The 17,819-nt window shown below is 41.2% G+C and carries 19 protein-coding genes and 1 other RNA gene; 11 read left to right on the top strand and 9 right to left on the bottom strand.

The window, feature by feature from the left end; all coding sequences use genetic code 11:
* Positions 1 to 100, bottom strand: an RNA gene (gene ffs / locus G564_RS20160) — signal recognition particle sRNA small type.
* Positions 101 to 187: 87 nt separating this feature from the next.
* On the opposite strand from ffs, the gene G564_RS0109610 reads away from it, so the two are divergent.
* Genes G564_RS0109610 through G564_RS0109600 form a run of 3 tightly spaced genes read left to right on the top strand, consistent with a single transcriptional unit; the run spans position 188 to position 3,160 of the window.
* A complete protein-coding gene (locus tag G564_RS0109610; protein WP_029037477.1) occupies positions 188 to 1,243 on the top strand; it encodes a glutaminyl-peptide cyclotransferase in 1,056 nt (351 codons plus the stop codon).
* A gap of 1 nt (position 1,244) precedes the next feature.
* Positions 1,245 to 1,652: an acyl-CoA thioesterase gene (locus G564_RS0109605; protein ID WP_029037476.1), complete on the top strand. Its 408-nt coding sequence runs from the start codon at positions 1,245 to 1,247 to the stop codon at positions 1,650 to 1,652.
* Positions 1,649 to 3,160 (top strand): hypothetical protein, encoded by a 1,512-nt coding sequence (locus G564_RS0109600; protein ID WP_029037475.1) that lies wholly within the window; start codon positions 1,649 to 1,651, stop codon positions 3,158 to 3,160. The genes G564_RS0109605 and G564_RS0109600 overlap by 4 nt, the downstream gene beginning before the upstream one ends.
* A 123-nt stretch (positions 3,161 to 3,283) precedes the next feature.
* Here the strand turns inward: G564_RS0109600 and G564_RS0109595 are convergent, their stop codons facing one another.
* Positions 3,284 to 4,558: a serine hydroxymethyltransferase gene (locus G564_RS0109595; RefSeq protein WP_029037474.1), complete on the bottom strand. Its 1,275-nt coding sequence runs from the start codon at positions 4,556 to 4,558 to the stop codon at positions 3,284 to 3,286.
* Positions 4,559 to 4,668: 110 nt separating this feature from the next.
* Here G564_RS0109595 and fahA point away from each other — a divergent pair, with 110 nt between their 5' ends.
* Positions 4,669 to 5,958 (top strand): fumarylacetoacetase, encoded by a 1,290-nt coding sequence (gene fahA, locus G564_RS0109590; protein ID WP_029037473.1) that lies wholly within the window; start codon positions 4,669 to 4,671, stop codon positions 5,956 to 5,958.
* Positions 5,959 to 6,007: 49 nt separating this feature from the next.
* Here the strand turns inward: fahA and G564_RS0109585 are convergent, their stop codons facing one another.
* Positions 6,008 to 6,211, bottom strand: coding sequence for a hypothetical protein (locus G564_RS0109585; RefSeq protein WP_029037472.1), 204 nt, complete (start codon positions 6,209 to 6,211; stop codon positions 6,008 to 6,010).
* A gap of 131 nt (positions 6,212 to 6,342) precedes the next feature.
* Positions 6,343 to 6,741, bottom strand: coding sequence for a bacillithiol system redox-active protein YtxJ (ytxJ, locus tag G564_RS0109580; RefSeq protein ID WP_029037471.1), 399 nt, complete (start codon positions 6,739 to 6,741; stop codon positions 6,343 to 6,345).
* Between the two features lie 202 nt (positions 6,742 to 6,943).
* Here ytxJ and clpB point away from each other — a divergent pair, with 202 nt between their 5' ends.
* A complete protein-coding gene (gene clpB / locus G564_RS0109575; RefSeq protein ID WP_029037470.1) occupies positions 6,944 to 9,547 on the top strand; it encodes an ATP-dependent chaperone ClpB in 2,604 nt (867 codons plus the stop codon).
* A gap of 45 nt (positions 9,548 to 9,592) precedes the next feature.
* Here the strand turns inward: clpB and G564_RS0109570 are convergent, their stop codons facing one another.
* Positions 9,593 to 9,778 carry a CsbD family protein gene (locus G564_RS0109570; protein ID WP_029037469.1) on the bottom strand — a complete coding sequence of 62 codons (186 nt, stop codon included), beginning with the start codon at positions 9,776 to 9,778 and terminating at the stop codon, positions 9,593 to 9,595.
* A 98-nt stretch (positions 9,779 to 9,876) separates the two neighbouring features.
* On the opposite strand from G564_RS0109570, the gene G564_RS0109565 reads away from it, so the two are divergent.
* The 3 genes from G564_RS0109565 to G564_RS19005 all read left to right on the top strand — a co-directional run bounded on the left by G564_RS0109565 (position 9,877) and on the right by G564_RS19005 (position 12,208).
* Complete coding sequence (locus G564_RS0109565; RefSeq protein WP_245583680.1) at positions 9,877 to 10,977, top strand: esterase-like activity of phytase family protein; 1,101 nt, start codon at positions 9,877 to 9,879, stop codon at positions 10,975 to 10,977.
* 3 nt (positions 10,978 to 10,980) lie between these two features.
* Positions 10,981 to 11,496 carry a SixA phosphatase family protein gene (locus G564_RS0109560; RefSeq protein ID WP_029037467.1) on the top strand — a complete coding sequence of 172 codons (516 nt, stop codon included), beginning with the start codon at positions 10,981 to 10,983 and terminating at the stop codon, positions 11,494 to 11,496.
* A 211-nt stretch (positions 11,497 to 11,707) separates the two neighbouring features.
* Positions 11,708 to 12,208: a rhodanese-like domain-containing protein gene (locus G564_RS19005; protein ID WP_211224626.1), complete on the top strand. Its 501-nt coding sequence runs from the start codon at positions 11,708 to 11,710 to the stop codon at positions 12,206 to 12,208.
* A gap of 76 nt (positions 12,209 to 12,284) precedes the next feature.
* Here G564_RS19005 and G564_RS0109550 read toward each other — a convergent pair whose 3' ends face one another.
* Entirely contained in the window at positions 12,285 to 12,782 is a 498-nt protein-coding gene (locus G564_RS0109550; protein ID WP_037373801.1) for a VOC family protein, read from the bottom strand.
* 205 nt (positions 12,783 to 12,987) lie between these two features.
* On the opposite strand from G564_RS0109550, the gene G564_RS0109545 reads away from it, so the two are divergent.
* The 3 genes from G564_RS0109545 to G564_RS0109535 all read left to right on the top strand — a co-directional run bounded on the left by G564_RS0109545 (position 12,988) and on the right by G564_RS0109535 (position 15,007).
* Positions 12,988 to 13,926 (top strand): NAD-dependent epimerase/dehydratase family protein, encoded by a 939-nt coding sequence (locus G564_RS0109545; protein WP_029037465.1) that lies wholly within the window; start codon positions 12,988 to 12,990, stop codon positions 13,924 to 13,926.
* 95 nt (positions 13,927 to 14,021) lie between these two features.
* Positions 14,022 to 14,381, top strand: a complete 360-nt coding sequence (locus G564_RS0109540; protein ID WP_029037464.1) for a SpoIIAA family protein — start codon at positions 14,022 to 14,024, stop codon at positions 14,379 to 14,381.
* Positions 14,378 to 15,007, top strand: a complete 630-nt coding sequence (locus tag G564_RS0109535; protein WP_029037463.1) for a class I SAM-dependent DNA methyltransferase — start codon at positions 14,378 to 14,380, stop codon at positions 15,005 to 15,007. The genes G564_RS0109540 and G564_RS0109535 overlap by 4 nt, the downstream gene beginning before the upstream one ends.
* Position 15,008: 1 nt before the next feature.
* Here G564_RS0109535 and G564_RS0109530 read toward each other — a convergent pair whose 3' ends face one another.
* The 3 genes from G564_RS0109530 to G564_RS19000 are packed head-to-tail and all read right to left on the bottom strand — an operon-like array spanning position 15,009 to position 17,799.
* Positions 15,009 to 15,569, bottom strand: coding sequence for a biliverdin-producing heme oxygenase (locus G564_RS0109530; RefSeq protein WP_037373799.1), 561 nt, complete (start codon positions 15,567 to 15,569; stop codon positions 15,009 to 15,011).
* Positions 15,547 to 16,116, bottom strand: a complete 570-nt coding sequence (locus G564_RS0109525) for a response regulator (protein WP_029037461.1) — start codon at positions 16,114 to 16,116, stop codon at positions 15,547 to 15,549. The genes G564_RS0109530 and G564_RS0109525 overlap by 23 nt, the downstream gene beginning before the upstream one ends.
* Entirely contained in the window at positions 16,117 to 17,799 is a 1,683-nt protein-coding gene (locus tag G564_RS19000; RefSeq protein ID WP_051205385.1) for an ATP-binding protein, read from the bottom strand.
* Positions 17,800 to 17,819: the final 20 nt, after the last annotated feature.

Raw genomic sequence — 17,819 nt, 5'->3', positions numbered from 1 at the left:
AAATGGCAAGCTACCCACATCACACCGCTACGACCGCCTACCCTTGCTGCGTTCCCGCCCTGGGGGAGTTCAGCAGGAGCTGGTTGTGTGGGACTTGCCGGGGCAAATATACAACCTTTCATACTTTTTGCAAGTATTTTCTAAACCGAATTAGTTAATTTAGCTCGAATAAAATTGTAGTGAAAAAATGAAGAATTATAACCTCCTCTTTTTGTTTGTTTTAGGTGTTCTTTCCTATTCATGTGGAAACGATTCCGATGAGCCGGAGACCAGTTATGTACTCGAAATAAACGAAAATAAGAGAGAATTCAAGCTTGGGGAAAATCTGCAGGCGCAGGTGACAGGCCCAAAAGATTCTGTAGTTTACTTCCTGGGAGAACAGCGCCTTGAAAAAACTGTTGGTAATGAAAGTCTCAATTATACATTCAGAAATGAAAAGCTCGGGAAATGGGACCTCAGAGCCCTCATTTATTCCGGTGGAGCTTCTAAAGAAAAACAACAGGAAATCACACTTTTCAATGATACAGCGCCGGTGGCATACACTTATGAAGTGATCAACACCTATCCCCATGCACCCGATGCCTATACCCAGGGCCTGGAGTTCTATAAAAATGAACTTTATGAAAGTACAGGCCAATATGGAAGATCTTCTTTAAGAAAAGTAGATCTTCAAACGGGAGAGGTGCTTGAAAAGGTGGATATTTCTTCAGAATTTTTTGCTGAAGGAATTACCATACTCAATGACAAGATCTATTTGCTGACCTGGAAAAAAGGCAAAGGCTTTATTTATGATGTAGATAGCTTCGAAAAGACAGGTGAATTTCAATACGGGGAAAGTAAAGAAGGCTGGGGTCTAACTAATGACGGAAGCAGAATTTATAAGAGTGACGGCACCGAAAAGATCTGGTTCCTAAATGCTCAAACCCAGGCAGAAGAAGGATTTATTCAGACTCTTACCCACCGTACCATTGCCACTCAATTAAATGAACTGGAATGGGTAGAAGGAAAAATTTATGCGAATACTTACCAGAAGGATGGAGTAGCAATAATAAATCCTGAAAACGGAGCCATTGAAGGCATCATAGATTTTTCCGGACTAAGAGATCAACTGGGAAATACTGCAGATCTTGATCCTTTAAACGATGTGCTTAACGGTATCGCCTATCACAAAGACACTAAAAAATTATATGTTACCGGAAAGGACTGGGATACGCTTTTTGAAGTAATCATAAAAGAGAAATAGCATGGTAGTACCTGCAGAAACTTATACTCACAAACTAAAAGTAACAAAAGATGATCTTGATGATCTTCATCACGTTAACAACGTGCGCTATGTGCAATGGATTCAGGACATAGCCAAAGAACATTGGGAAGTGAGAGCCACAGAGCAGTTGAAAAAAGATTTTATCTGGGTTGTGATAAGACATGAGATTGACTATAAAAAGCAGGCTTTTTTAGGAGATGACATCCTGGTCGAAACATATGTGGGTGAGACTACTTTTGTTACATCAGAAAGATTTGTAAACATTAAGAATGCCGGGACAGGGGAAATTTTGGTGGCCGCCAAATCGATGTGGTGCCTGCTGGATGCCGATTCCAAACGCCCGACAAAAATCACTGAAGACCTTCGGACGGTTTTCCATAAAAAATGAGAGTTGCAGCGGGTTCCCTCTTATTGTTCCTTCTGGTGCTCTGGAGCTCCTGCCGGAGTGATTTTGAAGCGGATGAATTTATGGGGCAGCTCGAATTTTCCAAAGACACTGTATTTCTCGACACCGTTTTCTCAAACCTTAGCACCTCCACTTATTCCTTAAAAGTTTACAATACCGGCAGGGAAGACATCTTTATTCCCGAAATCACTCTGGAAAATGGAGAGAACTCCCATTACCGACTTAATGTCGACGGCATTCCCGGCAAAAGCTTTGAGAATATAGAGGTCCTGGCTCGTGATAGTATTTACATCTTTATTGAAACTACTGTTGGTTCAAATAATTCCGAAGAGCAGGAATTCCTTTATATAGATAAACTTCAATTCAAGTCTGCCACCCATCTTCAGGAAATACCTTTAGTGACGCTGGTCAAAGATGCTGTTTTTATGTTTCCTTCAAAAAATGCTGAAGGCTTACCGGAACAGGTACCGGTGGGAGAAGATGAAAACGGAAATCTTCAGCTGGTACCCGGATTCTATCTCCAGGAGGGACAGCTTAATTTTACTGCCGGTAAACCTTACGTGATCTATGGATATGCAGCTGTACCCGAAAATATGACATTAAAGGTAGAAGCCGGTGCAAGGATTTACTTTCATAAGAACAGTGGGATCATAGTTTCTAATAATGCTTCTCTCCAGGTGCAGGGAAAATTAAGTGAAGATCCTCAAAAAATGGAAAACGAGGTGATCTTCCGTGGAGACAGACTGGAAAATATTTACAAAAACCTCCCGGGACAATGGGGAAGTATCTGGTTAAGAAAGGGCAGCAAAAATCACATTTTTGAATATGCTACAATAAAGAATGCCACAGTGGGAATTCTGGTGGAAGGAACTGCAGCATCCCCTACTCCACTAACTCTAAAAAATGTACAGATATACAACTCGGCCATCTCGGGGATCAGGGCAGAAAATGCAGAAATCTGGGCAGAAAATCTAGTCATCAACCGCAGCGGACAAGCCTCTTTACATTTAACGGGAGGAAAACACAGCTTTATCCATTCCACTATTGTTAATTACTGGCAACAGGGCTTTAGAGAATATCCTGCCCTCTTCCTGCAAAATTTTTCTGATGAGGGACCTGCTCCCCTGGAAGCTTCCTTTTATAATTCCATCATTTTCGGAAATGAGAGCAGGGAACTGGGTTTTAACCATGATGAAAATGTATCTCTGGATATCTTTTTTAGCCACGGTCTTTTAAAATTTACGGGAAGCAATGAGCCAGAGCCTTTTTATGATTTCGGAAACAATATGATATACGATAATATCCGGCTAAACCAGGAGCCAATGTTCCTTGATCCGAAAGAAAATGATCTCAGGTTACAGGAAAATTCAGCAGCCATAGACTTTGGGGATTCCGAAGTGGCAAAACAGGTACCTACCGATCTTTTCGGACATAACCGCACCATTTCCCCCGATCTGGGAGCACATGAATTTGTAAAAATCAAGGAATAAAAAAAGCTGCCGAAAATCCCTTTTTTGAGACCTTAGGCAGCTGTTTTTTTAATAGACAAGATCGCTTCGCCTGCCTGCCGGCAGGCAGGCTACAAGAGCCAAGAGTCAAGACTTATTAAGACATTACATTTGAAAAAGGGGTCTGCCCTGCATTAATTCAAGCACCTCATTTCCTATAGCTTCGAGCTCATCCTCGTTTTGATGGTTGGTGATCACCCTGTCCACAAGATCAACAACAGTTTTCATGTCTTCTTCTTTTAAACCACGAGTGGTAACTGCAGGAGTGCCAATCCGGATTCCGGAAGTTACAAAAGGAGATTTGTCGTCAAAGGGAACCATATTCTTGTTCACCGTAATATCGGCCTTTCCAAGAGCTTCTTCAGCTTCTTTTCCGGAGATATTTTTGTTCCGCAGATCGATCAACATCATATGATTATCTGTCCCGCCGGAGATCACGTGGTAATCTTTTTTCATAAATGCTTCAGCCATGGCTTTGGCATTCTTTTTCACCTGTACAGTATAGTGCAGGAATTCATCTGTAAGCGCTTCTCCAAAAGCCACTGCTTTGGCAGCTATAATATGCTCCAGAGGTCCCCCTTGATTTCCGGGGAAAACTCCGCTGTTCAGTAAAGCCGACATTTTCTTCGGATTTCCATTCTTTAATGTTTCACCAAAAGGATTATCAAAATCTTTCCCCATCATGATGATGCCGCCTCGCGGTCCACGCAGGGTTTTATGAGTAGTAGAAGAAACCACATGGCAGTGTGGAATTGGATCGCTCAAAAGCCCTTTTGCAATTAATCCCGCCGGGTGTGCAATATCTGCAAAGAGAATAGCGCCTACACTATCGGCTATTTCCCTAAACCGCTTGTAATCTATCTCCCTGGAATATGCTGAAGCGCCTGCGATGATCATCTTTGGCTCCTCTTTTTCGGCTATTTTTTGAACCTCATCATAATCGATAAGACCTGTTTCCTTATCCACGCCGTAAAATACCGGCTGGTAAAGCTTTCCTGAGAAATTAACCGGAGAACCGTGAGTTAAATGTCCGCCGTGAGATAGGTCAAAGCCAAGGAATTTGTTTCCGGGCTTCATACAGGCATGAAACACTGCAGTGTTAGCCTGTGAACCGGAATGAGGCTGTACATTGGCATATTCTGCATTAAAAAGCTCTTTTAGCCTTTCAATCGCAAGATTTTCTACCTCATCGACTACTTCACAGCCCCCATAGTATCTTTTTCCTGGATAACCTTCGGCATATTTATTAGTGAGTACAGAACCTGCTGCTTCCAGCACCTGTTCACTTACAAAATTTTCACTGGCAATAAGCTCTAAACCATTTAGTTGTCTTTCTTTTTCTGCTTGTATTAGATCAAATAATTCGTTATCCCTTTGCATGTGCATTTTTTTCGTTAAATAATACTCAAAAATAGCAAATACATTCGGTTCTTAGTAAGAAAATAATATATTTGGTTCGAATTGATTTTAACAAAATACCAACATTTATTATGTCCATTACAGCTAACGACCCTACACGAAAAACATGGCTGGAAGTACCTGAAAACTCTGATTTTCCTATTCAAAATATTCCCTTTGGCGTATTTCTCACCAGGGATGATATAATTACCATTGGAACCCGGATTGGAGATACCGCTATTGACCTTGGCGCCCTTCATCAACTCGGCTATTTCGAAGGAATTCCATTGACCGATGATATTTTCCTTCAGGATACTCTCAATGATTTCATCTCTGATGGAAAAAAAACCTGGAGACTGGTAAGAAACCGTATCGCAGAAATTTTTGATATAAATAATAAAACACTGCGGGATCATGAAGAGCATAGAAAAGTAGTTCTTTTTAGTCTTGATGAAATCGAAATGCAGCTGCCGGTACAGGTGGGTGATTATACAGATTTTTATTCAAGTAAAGAACACGCCACCAATGTGGGAAGCATGTTTAGAGATCCTGATAATGCACTGTTGCCGAACTGGTTGCACATCCCGGTAGGGTACCATGGAAGAAGCTCTTCCATCATTCCGAGCGGTATTCCAATACACCGGCCACAGGGACAAACAAAACCAAAAGACTCTGACGAGCCGGTTTTTGGTCCTTCAAAAAGAGTGGATTTTGAATTGGAGATGGCTTTTATTACTACAGATGCAAATCACCTGGGAGAACCTATCCCCATTGAGGAAGCAGAAGATTACATTTTTGGTCTGGTACTGTTCAATGACTGGAGTGCCCGTGATATTCAAACCTGGGAATATGTACCATTGGGACCATTTTTAGCGAAGAATTTCGCCTCTTCGATTTCTCCATGGATCGTCACCCTTGATGCTTTAGAGCCATTTAGGGTAGAGAGTCCAAAACCTGAAAAAAAACTCCTGCCTTACCTCCAAACCACCGGCAAGAAAAGTTTTGACATTAAGCTGGAGGTTTTTCTTCAACCCGAGAATGGAGAAGAGAATAAAATTTCAGAAAGCAATTTCAAATACATGTACTGGAATATGAGTCAGCAACTGGCTCACCATACCGTCAACGGCTGTCCGGTTGTTTCGGGAGATATGATGGGATCGGGAACTATTTCGGGCCCAACACCAGATTCTTATGGTTCCATGCTGGAACTTTCATGGAAAGGAGAAAAACCTGTAAGACTGAAAGATGGAAATACCCGTTCCTTTATTGAGGATAATGATACAGTGATCATGAGGGGCTTTTGCCAAAAAGAAAATTATCGAATAGGTTTTGGTGAAGTTAGTACCAAACTACTTCCGGTTTTTGAACCTAAAAAGAAGTAAAATAAAAGAGCCGCTGTGAAGCGGCTCTTTCTATTTCATGGGGAAAAGATTAAATTCTTTCTTCCCTGTTACTGCGATCATCTTTGTTCCTATCGCGTTCCATGTCTCTTTCTCTTTCTGCGTCCTCCTGTCTTTGCTTATCGCGATCCCCGGCTGCATGTTGAGAAGGATTTCTTCTCTCTTCCTGCTGTTGGTTACGCCTTTGCTCTTCCTGACGGTCTTGTTTGTTTCTGTCTTCTCTTCTCTCTTCCATAATACAAGTTTTTTTAGTTATTAATTAATTTTTACAGTAACTAATATAAAGAGATATATCCCGCATATCATCCTGATTATAAAACTTTTAACTGCATTTCAGAAGATTAACATAAATGAATAAGAAATGAGTTAAACACGCTCTTTTACATCCTGCATATGAATAGAGTGATGAGAAGCATGATGTACCACCTTTCCATCTTTCAGAAGTATTAGTTGCGGACTTTCATGTCTCACTCCAAATCTTTCAGCAACCTCATTAGAGATATTCCTGTTGGCAATAAGATCAAGGAAATAAAGTTTTACCTCCTTATCCTTTTCCAGGTCATATTCTTTTTCAAAGCTGTTCAAAACCATCCTGCTAATACCACAGCGGGTGGAGTGTTTGAAAATCCCAATGAGCTTGTCATTTGACTCTTTTTCAATCTCCTCCAGTTGCCGGCTTTCAGTAAGCGCATGCCAGGGCACTTCCTCTATCTCCTTCTTAACTATATCTCTTTCACTTTTAAAAACCTTATCAAATAATCCCATTTTTGAGTCTTTAGTTATACATAATTATGACTATGTAAAATACAATTTTTCACGGATATAGAACAAAACCAAATCGAAGTTTAGTATCTTTATAAGAGACAAAAAGTCATTTATTTTTCGATATTATAAGCCATTTTGTCTGCTCCCCTCCACTGGTACATGCTTTGCTTACTTCAGAAGAAAAGAACAAACAACAACGACTATGAACTTGAACAATTTTACCATTAAAAGCCAGGAAGCCATCCAACAGGCCCAGCAACTGGCTCAGGAATTAGGACATCAGCAAATAGAGAATGAGCATATTTTCAAAGCGATCACTTTGGTAGAGGAAAATGTCACTCCTTTCCTTTTAAAAAAGCTGAATATTAATGTAGGGCTGTTTCAACAGATCCTCGACAAAACCTTACAAAGTTTCCCCAAGGTAAGCGGTGGTGATATTATGCTTTCAAGGGAAGCTTCCCGCACTCTTAACGATGCCTCTTCTGTAGCTAAAAAAATGGGAGATGAATTCGTTTCAGTAGAGCATTTGATTTTAGCCATTTTTGGATCCTCCAGTAAAGTAGCGCAGATCATGAAGGATCAGGGAGCGACAGAAAAAGGTTTAAAAGCGGCGATCGAAGAACTTCGCAAAGGAGAAAAAGTGACTTCACAGAGCGCTGAAGAAACATACAATTCATTAAATAAATACGCAAACCACCTCAACAAGCTGGCCGAAGAAGGCAAACTGGATCCGGTTATTGGCCGGGATGAGGAGATCCGAAGAGTCTTACAGATCCTTTCAAGAAGGACAAAAAACAATCCTATGCTGGTAGGAGAGCCCGGAGTTGGTAAAACAGCTATTGCCGAAGGTTTGGCGCACCGCATCATTGCAGGAGATATTCCCGAAAACCTGAAGGATAAACAGATCTATTCTTTAGATATGGGAGCTTTGATCGCCGGGGCAAAATATAAAGGTGAATTCGAGGAGAGGTTAAAAGCTGTTATAAAAGAGGTTACTTCAAGCGAAGGGAATATCGTGTTATTTATTGATGAGATCCACACCCTGGTAGGTGCCGGTGGCGGACAGGGCGCCATGGATGCAGCTAATATTTTAAAGCCTGCCCTTGCCCGCGGAGAACTAAGAGCCATTGGAGCAACCACTTTAGATGAATACCAGAAGTATTTTGAGAAAGATAAAGCCCTGGAAAGAAGATTTCAAAAGGTAATAGTGGATGAACCCGATACCGAAAGTGCAATTTCCATCCTTCGCGGAATTAAGGAAAAATATGAAACTCACCATAAGGTTCGTATCAAGGATGAGGCGATCATTTCGGCTGTGGAATTATCACAGCGGTATATCACTAACCGGTTCCTGCCCGATAAGGCAATTGACCTTATGGATGAAGCGGCTTCAAGATTGCGAATGGAGATCAACTCCAAGCCCGAAGAACTGGATGTACTTGACCGAAAGATCATGCAGCTGGAGATCGAAATGGAGGCTATAAAACGGGAAAATGATGAAAACAAATTAAAAGCCTTGCGCGCAGACCTTGCCAACTATAAGGATGAGCGGAATGAACTCCACGCCCAGTGGAAAAATGAAAAAGAAGTAGTGGATAACATCCAGACTTCCAAGGCAAATATAGAAGACTATAAACTGGAAGCAGAACGTGCAGAAAGGGAAGGTAATTATGGAAGGGTAGCCGAGATTCGCTACGGAAAGATCAAGGAAGAACAGGAGCGTTTGGCAGACCTTCAGAAGCAACTGGAAGAAAATCAGCAGGGGAAATCTCTTATTAAGGAGGAAGTCACCAATGAGGATATTGCTGAAGTGGTTGCCAAATGGACCGGAATTCCCGTCACCAAGATGCTGCAGAGCGAGCGTGAAAAACTACTGAAGCTTGAAGATGAGCTACATCGAAGAGTAGTAGGTCAGGAAGAAGCTATCCAGGCTGTGAGTGACGCCGTCCGCCGAAGCCGTGCCGGACTACAGGATCAGAAAAAACCCATAGGTTCTTTCCTTTTCCTTGGTACCACCGGAGTTGGTAAAACGGAATTGGCTAAAGCCCTTGCTGAGTATCTTTTCGATGAAGAAACTGCGATGACCAGAATTGATATGAGTGAATACCAGGAGCGACATGCCGTGAGCAGGCTGGTTGGTGCACCTCCGGGATACATTGGTTATGAAGAAGGCGGCCAATTAACAGAAGCAGTAAGAAGAAAGCCTTATTCTGTGGTACTTCTTGATGAGATAGAAAAAGCGCATCCCGATACCTTTAACATTTTGCTGCAGGTGTTGGATGAAGGACGATTAACAGATAATAAAGGAAGGCTTGCAGACTTTAGGAATACTATTATAATAATGACTTCGAATATTGGTTCGCACATTATTCAGGAGAAATTTGAAACGGTGAAGGATCTTGACACAGCTATGGAAAGTGCGAAAGTTGAAGTCCTTGCTTTACTAAAGCAAAGTGTACGGCCCGAATTCATCAACAGGATCGATGATATCGTGATGTTCTCTCCGCTAACGCAGAAGAACATCAGGGAAATTGTGGGACTTCAGATAAAAGGAGTTACTAAAATGCTTGCCAAGCAGGGAATTACACTGGATGCAACAGATGAAGCTATTGCTGATCTTGCTAAAAAGGGATTTGATCCTCAATATGGTGCACGACCCGTGAAGAGAACCATCCAAAAAGAGGTGCTGAATAAACTGTCAAAGGAAATTCTCGGTGGAAATATTCATACCGATAGTATTATTCTTTTGGACTCCTTTAATGATGAACTGGTCTTCAGGAACCAGGAAGAAATAGCAGAGAGTTAAAAAAAACGGCCCCGAATTTCGGGGCCGTTTCTATTTAAAAAGGTTTTACCATCTGTCGATCTCACGCTTCAGTTCTTCTTTGTCGCGGCCTGTCCTTTCCTGAAGGCGTCCCAGCATTTCATCGAACTTCCCTTCAGAATAAGTTACATCGTCATCTGTGAGATCTCCATATTTTTGTTTGAACTCACCTCTTATCTGTTTCCATTTTCCTTCTAATTGATCATTATTCATAGCTTTAGTTTTTTAGTTACTCCAAATTACCAAAAGAACCTCTTCCCGTCCCTTAAATTATGTTATTTTGCTCTTAGGATTTTGTTATTTTTATCGGCATGAAAAAATTTCTTCTTCTTATTTTCCTTGCCTCTGCCATGATAGGCTGCAAAAGCACCAGGACCGGCAGCACTCAGAACCTTGAGGTGCGCTTTCTGCACGATTACAATTTGCCCGAAGACCTTGAAGTGAAAGGAACTGCAGTAGGTGGACTTTCAGGTATCGATTATCACGAAGAAACTTTCTACATGGTGAGTGATCACCCTGCAACAGCTAGAATATATACTGCAGAATTTGATATTTCGGGAGAAAGAATAGACAGCATCAGGATTACTGATGTCATCATTCTCGAAAAAAGTCATAATTCTCTGAAAGAGCAACATCTGGATCTTGAGGGTGTTCTTTTTCAGCCGAAAGAAGAAACTTTCCTTCTAAGCAGTGAAGGAAATATAAAATCCAATAAAGATCCAATGATCTTTAGTGTGTCAAAAGAGGGAAATTTTGATCGTTCTTTTTCAGTGCCAGAGAATCTCCTGGCAGAAAGTATAAGAAAACCCAGAAATAACGGAACTTTCGAGGGCCTGGCAGCATCTTACGACGGCAAAGGAGTATGGGCGGCAATGGAACTCCCGCTGGAGACAGATGGTCCAAAACCTAAACTATATCCCACCAAATCCCCGGTAAGGATCACCTATTTCGATAAGAATTCAGGAACTGCAACAAAACAATTCCCCTATAGATTAGAACGCATTGCAAAGATCCCGTGGTTATATTTTGCCGTGAACGGAGTGACCGACTTGCTGGAATACGCTCCCAATAAATTCCTGGTAATTGAAAGAGGTTTTGTCGCCGGTCATGGGCGCAAAGGAAATACCGTACGCATTTTTGATGTAGATGCCACCCTTGCCACCAATACTCTGGACATAAACAACCTGAGAGTTTCCTTTAATAATCCTGCTAAAAAAACCTTGCTTTATGATTTTAAGTGGGCAAAAGATTACCTTAGTCAGGAGATCATTGATAATATTGAAGGAATCACTTTTGGACCAGTCCTGTCCAATGGCAACCAAAGCCTGATTCTTATTTCTGATAATAACTTTAATTCCATGGGGCAACAACTTAACCAGGTGATCTTGATGGAATTTATTCCTAAAAAGTAAAGTATGAAGGCATTTTTTATTATTCTCCTTTCCTTAATATCTTTAGGATCAATGGATACAGCAAATAAACCTCCCGTGCAGGAAACTACCACTTACTTTTTTATTCGTCATGCCGAAAAGGCTGAAAGTGATCCTCAAAACAAGGATCCTGAACTTTCAGACGCGGGATTGAAAAGAGCCGCAGAATGGGTAACGTATTTTGAAGATGTACAGTTCGATATGATCTTTTCCACCAATCTCAACAGAACGCGTACAACAGCTTCCAAAATAGCAGATTCTCAGAAAAAAAATGTAGAGTTCTACGATCCCAAGAAATTAAATGATCCTGAATTCCGGCAGAAAACCCTGGGAAAAACAGTGCTTGTAGTAGGTCACAGTAACACGAATCCGGCCTTTGTCAACCTGATTTTGGGAGAGAATAAATATCAGGATCTGGATGAAAAAGAATACGGAAGCGTTTTTATGGTTACTGTTTACCCTGATGGGGAGAAGACTTCTGAGGTACGGTACATCAACTAAGGTCTCAAAAAGGGCAAATTCGACCTATGTTTGGTTCAAAGTGAAAGGTTCAAGATTTGAAGGTTCAAGGGTTAAAGTTCAAAGTTTAAGGTTGCAAGTTCCCTGTTGCCAATTACCAAGTGACTGATCACCGACCAATGACTACTGAATACTGAACCATTAACATTGATCATTGATCATTGTTTGCTATTTTTGCGGCTAAATTATTCTCATGAAGAAATGGATTCTATTATCACTTCTAGGAGGCATTGTCTTTCTTAGCAGCTGCAATAACAAATCTCAGAAAGTTCAGGCAAATGAATCTGAAGTTGCTTCTCATGCACCTGTAGAAACTGAAACAAATTCCAATGGAGAGCCGTGGACCGAGCAACAGCTAATGGAACCCCGGGAGTTGGCCCAGGTCATAAAAACATCCACCGACAGTCCCGTGATCATTAGCCTTGGAGCGGGCGGTATTATTCCCGGGTCTAAAGACACAGGAGCCTCGGGAGAGAAAAAAGGCCTGCAAAATCTTAAAGAAGAACTGGAAGCTATGTCAAAAGATACTGAAATAGTCCTCTATTGTGGCTGTTGCCCTTTTGATATATGTCCTAACGTGCGTCCCGCTTTTAGTCTGCTAAATGACATGGGATTTAAAAATCACCACTTACTTAACCTTCGTGATAATATTAAGGTGGATTGGATAGACAGAGGTTATCCTACAGGAAATTAACTGATTCCCATTATATCAAAAATTTGTGAACAGGAGGGTCATAATTTTTTTTCATCTCCATTTTGCGAATTAGTTATTACTCCAATTCGCTCAGCAAATCGTCAATATGGAGCGCTTTGGTGTACATATTCAGCGAGCCGTCTCTATGTAACGGCCAATCTTCTTTTGGACGATCATAATATAGCTCCACTCCGTTACCATCGGGATCGTTTAAATATAAAGCTTCAGAAACCCCATGATCTGCTGCACCGGTTAGAGGATATTCGGCTTTGATCAGCCGTTGCAGGATCCTGGCCAGTTCTTTGCGGTTTTCATATACTATGGCCGTATGATAAAGGCCTACTCCCCTTTTGGAAGCATCGGGTGCACCTTTAGAGTGCCAGGTATTAAGGCCAATATGATGATGATATCCACCCGCCGATAGAAAAGCTGCAGAATCTCCTATTCTCTGAGTCACTTCAAATCCCAGGAGCCCGTGATAAAACATAACGGCAATTTCAAGATCGGAAACCTTGAGGTGTACGTGTCCGATTTTGGTGCCACCGGGAATGCGATAATTGTCATCAATAGCCATGGCTTTTTTTTTGGTCCGCAGCCGGTAATAATTTTTTTTGACTGACTCTCATCAAGATACCAAAGCTAAAAGAAAAGCTCTTTTAAAGGAATCATAAAACAAAGATGTCAAAGAGGGGAATTTATAAACATGTATTTGAACCCGGCAAAAAATGATTTCTTATCTCTTTTATTCCATTAAATTTATTTCACTAAAGATCAACATCATGCAAACAATATTAGGATCCGGGGGTCCGGTTGGAAATGCACTGGCCCGGGAGTTAAAAAGTTTCACTCCAAACATTCGCCTTGTAAGCCGCCATCCGGAAAAAGTCAACCAGGACGACGAGCTGCTAAAAGCTGATCTATTGAATAGCGAGGAAGTTATAAATGCGGTGAATGGGTCAAAAGTAGTTTATCTCACCGCAGGATTGCCTTATGACCATAAAATATGGGAAAAAGACTGGCCGGTGATCATGGATAATGTATTGAATGCCTGCGAAAAACATGCTGCCAAACTGGTATTTTTTGACAATGTCTATATGTACGATAAGAATGAAATTCCACACATGACCGAGGAAGCCAATATTGCCCCACCCTCAAAAAAGGGAAAAATTCGGGCAGAGATCGCAGCTGAATTAATGCAGCGGGTAAAAAATGGAAAACTTGAAGCATTAATTGCCCGCTCTGCCGATTTTTACGCAGCCGAAGATTTGAAAAACAGCATTTTGGCAGAGACTGTTTTCAAACCACTTCATCAGGGAAAAAAAGCTAACTGGCTGGGAAAAGCAGACAAGGTCCATTCTTTTACCTATGTTCCGGATGCCGCAAAAGCCACTGCTCTCCTAGGAAATTCGGAAAAAGCGTTCGGGGAGATATGGCATTTACCTACTGCAGCAGAGCCTCCATCGGGAAAAGAATGGGTAGAAATGATCGCAACAGAATTGGGTGTAGCAGCTAAATACCGTGAAATACCAAGATGGATGATTAGAATTATGGGGTTGTTTATGCCGGTAATGCGCGAGACAGTAGAGATGTTCTACCAGAATGACAGAGATTATATTTTTGACAGCAGTAAATTTGCAAGTGTCTTTCATTTTGAGGCTACACCATACTACAGGGCAGTGACAGAAATAGTGGAGAAGCAATTCTCAAAACCATCTTAACATTTTTTAAGCACAGATTAACAAGAGCTTAACCGCAGGAACTACAGGGACTATTGGCAGAATCTACTTTTCTTTCGAAATTGGGAAAAAAGAAAATGCTTTCGATACACCTGGAACACAATTTTATTTACACGATAGCCGAAGATAAATTGACTGATGAGGATTATGACCGGCTCATTCCCCTGCTTGAGGAGAAAATAAGAAGTTTTGGGAAGGTAAGATGGTATTTTGAAATGAAGGAGTTTGAAGGCTGGAGCCTCAGTGCCATGTGGAGAGATTTAAAATTTAATTTCAGGAACAAGGAAAATCTTGAAAGGATCGCCATGGTAGGAAATAAGGAATGGGAAAAGCAACTAACGCAGCTTATGAAACCCTTTACAGGTGCAACTTTAAAATATTTTGACAGCAGCGAACATGAGGAGGCAAAAAACTGGATCAAAAAAATAGAGTTATGAAGATTGGAGATTCATATAATGCCTGGGCAGATTCCTATGATTCCATGAAAAACAAGACCCGTGATCTTGAAGGAAAGGTGCTGAGGCAAACTTTTTTAAACCCTCATTATGGAAATATTCTCGAGTTGGGTTGCGGAACCGGAAAAAATACAGGCTGGCTTTCTGAAAAGGCAGATTTTGTTACGGCCCTGGATATTTCCCCTAAAATGATCGAAATAGCCCGAAAAAAAATCACTGCCGAAAATGTCACTTTTACCGAAGCCGATCTCCAGGTGGATTGGCCGGTAAAACCGGGATGGGCAAATCTAATCACCTGCAGCCTTGTTATCGAGCACATCAAGGATTTGGATTTCATTTTTGCTGAAGCTGCCAGGGCTTTAAAGAGAAATGGAAAATTTTACATTTGCGAACTGCATCCGGGAAAGCAATATGCCGGCAGCAGGGCCAAATTTGAGACTGAGGAAGGAGTTCATAATCCCGAAGCTTATGTGCACCACATTTCAGATTACCTCAATGCTGCAAAACATAATAAGTTCTCTCTACTCGATCTTAATGAGTATTTTGATGACCGGGAAAAGGAAAATATACCCCGGTTAATTTCCCTGGTATTCGAAAGTGGAATTTGAATTATGTTAAGATAATTTCCCGATTAAAAACCTCCTGGAAAAATCTGAAGGTATCCCTGGCTTTTTCTACAGCTTCATTTTCTTCAGCGTTAGAAAATGTATACTGCTCAAGTTCTTTTTTGAAATGCTTCCAGTCCTTTAGATTGTCTTTATTCCCGTTAAAGAAATGATGCCGGTCTATAGAGACAAGATGTTTGCATTTGTCAATATTCTTTGCGAGAAGCATTCCTCCTAATGTCGATCCCTCCACCACATAGGCAGCTCCAAGAGCTTCAGCTTTAGAATGACATTCAAAAATGATATTTTTGGAGTGTCTTTCCGGGGAAACTCCCAGATGTACTAAATCCTGTTTTAGCTGAATATGCTTTTTTCCGCTATAGTCCGCAAGGTAATTCTGTATGGCATTCTCGGTAGCCTGATAAGCGATATAGTTCTGAAGCAAAAGCTGCTTATAGGTATTTAGATCAATACTGTAATCCATTATCAATCTTGCAAGATTCTGCTCCTCCACCTGTTCATGTAGATCCCGTGTTTCCTCCTTAAGCCTTTGAATCATCTCCATCTTTCTCCTCATTGAATTCCCTTATCGTGTCCTTTAACTTTCCGATATTCTCCCTTTGCTCTTTATTGTCGGCTTTAAGGCTGTCGAGATAATCATAGATCTGGTTAATGGCAATCTTGTTTTTACGAAGTCTCTCCCTTACCTCATCTTTGGCTACCATATTGAACACCACCTTTTTTAGTAATGGCTTCAGCTTTTCCTCCAGCTTATTCATATGCTTCTTAAGAATATATCCTGAGGCACCGGCAAGAATAGTGTTCGCCGCCAGTTCTTCATCATGAACAGTGCCGGTAAGAAAGATAAGCGGCAAGGCCGGATCCTTTTCCTTAACAAGTTCCAGGACATCCAGTCCTGTACAGGTAGGTAAATTATAATCTGATATTACCAGATCGGGGATAAAATTCACCAGTTTCTCCCGGCAGGAAGAAAGGTCTTCAACAACCACAATAAGCGGGGCTTCTACAAGCTTTTGAATACTGCGCCGTGTAATCAAAATATCGGCCTCATTATCTTCTACTAATAATATTCTTAATGGAACTTTAATCATTTATATCACCTTCTGCTTACGGAGATCTCCAAGATAAAAATAAAATTGGGAACCTTCTCCGGGAATACTTTCTACCCAGACCTCTCCCATATGTTTTTCCGCGATCTTTTTCACAATAGCCAGACCAATACCCGTTCCTTTGAAACGGCTTCCTACAGCTCTTTGGAAGGTTTCAAAGATCCTTTCTTTATCACCGGGATCAATACCAATACCATTATCCCTCACATAAAATACTTCACTCCCTTTTTTTACTGTTGTTCCTACTTCTATTAGAGGTTTTTCTGTTTCGGCGGAATATTTCAGCGCGTTATTGAGCAAATTTGCCCAGAGTTGAAAAAGCATCCTGCGATCCCCATACATAGATGGCATTTGCGGCTGAAGTTTTATTTCTGAATTCGGAAAACTTTGCTCTAAATGAAAGAATTCCAATACTTCCCGAATCAACTTTGAAGTTTCGACCTCTTTTATTTCTATTCCTTCAGAATGGCTAAGGCGGGAATATTCCAGAATATCATCGATGAGATTATTCATTTTCTCTGTTAATGCACGGGTCATGTGAAGCATTTGCTTTCCTTCATCATTTAAATCCTTTGCATAATCTTCCTCAATAATGGAAAGATAACCATCCATCCCTCTTACCGGCGCTCTTAGGTCGTGTGATAACCCATAGCTAAAAAGCTCCAGTTCTTTATTGGCCTCTACTAATTTTGAATTTAGCGCCTCAATCTCTTCCCGCTGTTGCGCCAGCAAAAAATGACTTATATCCTCTCTGAGGGATCGTGCAATACTTTTATCAAGCTCACCCCAGGGCTGAGAAATTCCCGTTAGCTTCTGGCTCCATTTTTCAAATGACTTTCGCGGACTCAGGCGTTGTTTCTCCTCGTTGTAGAAGGCTTTATTCCCTGGATTTCCACCCCAATTCACCACCTGTACCTCTTCAGGTTTAAACCAGAATATGTACTTATTCTCTGCAATTCTCAGACTGAGAAGGCCTGATGCCTTAGCCTGATAAGCTTTAGCTTCAGGAAAATGATCTGAAAGATTTGTGGTAAGAAAAATACTTTTGGGCTGTTTTTCTATAAAATTGTACAATAGACTTTTTAGCTGTTCAACATTGGGAGTATTTCCTTTTAATTCCCATTTGTTCATTATAAAGACGGCATCCCCTCCACAACTAATAAGGTCGGTAAATTGCACACTATCCCTGGTTAAGGCATGTAAAAGGTCTTTGTGGTATTTCATTTGAGCCACGAGCTGTCTTCTTATGTTCTCTGCAAGCTCAAAGCTTTTTATCTGGCCGGTTGTTTCAAAAAGAGCAAGTTCGCCGGATAATAAATGTGCCAGAAACCTGACGCTTTCCCTTTGGTAAAAATGAGGAAATTTCTTAGTTATATGATGGCAGGCAATGAGTCCCCATAATTTTCCTTTAACCACTATGGCAGAAGTTAAAGAGGCTCCTACTCCCATGTTCTGCAAGTACTCTATATGGATTGGAGATACAGCTCTAAGCCCGGAGCGTGACAGGTCCAGTGGCTCTTTGGTAAGAGGAGATATCTCCGGTAAAACAGGAACCGGTTTATAGTTAACATCAGTAATGACCCTTATCCTATGTTCTAAGAAAAGTTTTCTTGACTGTGCCGGAATATCGGTCGCAGGATAATGCAAACCAAGCCAGGAGTCCATGTCTTCCTCCTTTTCTTCGG

It is taken from the genome of Salinimicrobium xinjiangense DSM 19287 (genome assembly GCF_000423585.1).
In the GTDB taxonomy this organism is placed as follows: domain Bacteria; phylum Bacteroidota; class Bacteroidia; order Flavobacteriales; family Flavobacteriaceae; genus Salinimicrobium; species Salinimicrobium xinjiangense.
This window is presented reverse-complemented; position numbering and strand designations above follow the sequence as displayed.